The organism is Mesorhizobium sp. M2C.T.Ca.TU.002.02.1.1, assembly GCF_003997225.1.
Genome location: NZ_RZTO01001180.1, coordinates 1 through 1,347 on the forward strand (window position 1 = coordinate 1; position 1,347 = coordinate 1,347).

At 61.3% G+C, this 1,347-nt stretch carries 2 protein-coding genes; both read left to right on the forward strand.

Annotated features, from left to right (window positions below; all coding sequences use genetic code 11):
* Positions 1-174: 174 nt before the first annotated feature.
* Positions 175-708, forward strand: coding sequence for a flavin reductase family protein (locus EOD07_RS34530; protein WP_127238363.1), 534 nt, complete (start codon positions 175-177; stop codon positions 706-708).
* A gap of 101 nt (positions 709-809) precedes the next feature.
* Positions 810-1,347 (forward strand): universal stress protein (locus tag EOD07_RS34535; protein WP_127238364.1); only part of this gene is annotated, 538 nt, incomplete at its 3' end.

The following is a 1,347-nucleotide window of genomic DNA, read 5'->3' on the forward strand; positions in this document are numbered from 1 at the left end:
GTTCCTTGTCTATCCCATTCAATCGTCGCACGGCCGGCGCAAGCCGACGTTGATCGCGATCAATCGGGTTCATGGATGTTGAGTTCGGCATCCCGCTTTGACGCCGATCAAGGCAAAGACTGGCAATGGCCGCGACAAGGCAACCAGCAAGTCGATGCGAAGCGAGAGAAGGATATGAAGGAATTGCCGCTTGCCGAAGTCTATCGGCTCATCGAACCCGGTCCGGTCGTTCTGCTTTCGACGCGATCCGGGCAAGGCCGCTCCAATGTCATGACCATGTCGTGGCACACGATGGTGGCGGTCGCGCCGCCGACGATTGCCTGCGTCGTATCGAGCAATGACCTCTCGTTCTTCGCCTTGCGTCAAACGAAGGAGTGCGTGATTGCGATCCCCGACGTCGGCCTTGCCGAGAAGGTCGTGAAGGTCGGCAATTGTTCTGGCCGGGATACGGACAAGTTCTCGATGGCATGGTTGACGCCGCTTCCCGCCGAACGGGTGTCGGCGCCGCTTGTGGCCGAGTGCTTCGCCAATCTCGAATGCCGCGTGGTCGATACGCGGCTGGTCGACAAATACAATCTGTTCGTGCTGGAAGTCCTCAAAGCCTGGGTCGATCCAGGTCAGCCGAAGCCGAAAACCATCCATCATATCGGGAACGGCGCCTTCGTCGTCGATGGCGAGGTGATCCATTTCGAATCCCGGATGCCGTGAAGCGTGGCGTGCGCAGAGGCGACTTTGATCCGTATCAAGGCGCGAATGCTTCCCCCAAATAGGATTCAGCTCATCTGACAGTCGAGCCGAAAGCGCGTGCGATGAGCTACAAATCAATCCTGCTGAACCTCAACATTGACGGTCCGATCGAGCCGCTCACACGGATAGGTGTGAGCCTGGCCAAACGCTTCGACGCCCGTTTGATCGGGTTCTGCGCCGCGGACGCTCCGCTGCCGGTGACCATGGCGCCCGAGGGTGCCGCGATCGCCGCCGAGATTTGGGAACAGTCCAGGGATGAAATTCGACGCCGCCTGACCGATCTGAGCGGCGAGTTCGACAGTCTCGTGGCTGGAGCGGTCAAGACGGACTGGCACGGCGAGATCGAAAATCCGGACCATGCCCTGGCCAGGCGAGCTCGTATTGCCGACATTGTTGTCGCCAGCGCTTCCCAAGGCGCGTCCACGGGCGACTCTTACCGCACGGTTGATCCAGGCTCGTTGGTGCTGCGCGCCGGCCGGCCTGTCCTCCTCGCCGCCCATGGCGCGACGGATTTGCCGGCTCGCAGGATCGTGGTGGCCTGGAAGGACACCCGTGAAGCAAGGCGTGCGGTCGCGGACGCCGTGCCGCTCATGGCGATGG

What these genes read in the sequence shown, in the direction of transcription:
- EOD07_RS34530 (WP_127238363.1), top strand. Translation starts at nt 175, where the DNA reads ATGAAGGAATTGCCGCTTGCCGAAGTCTATCGGCTCATCGAACCCGGT.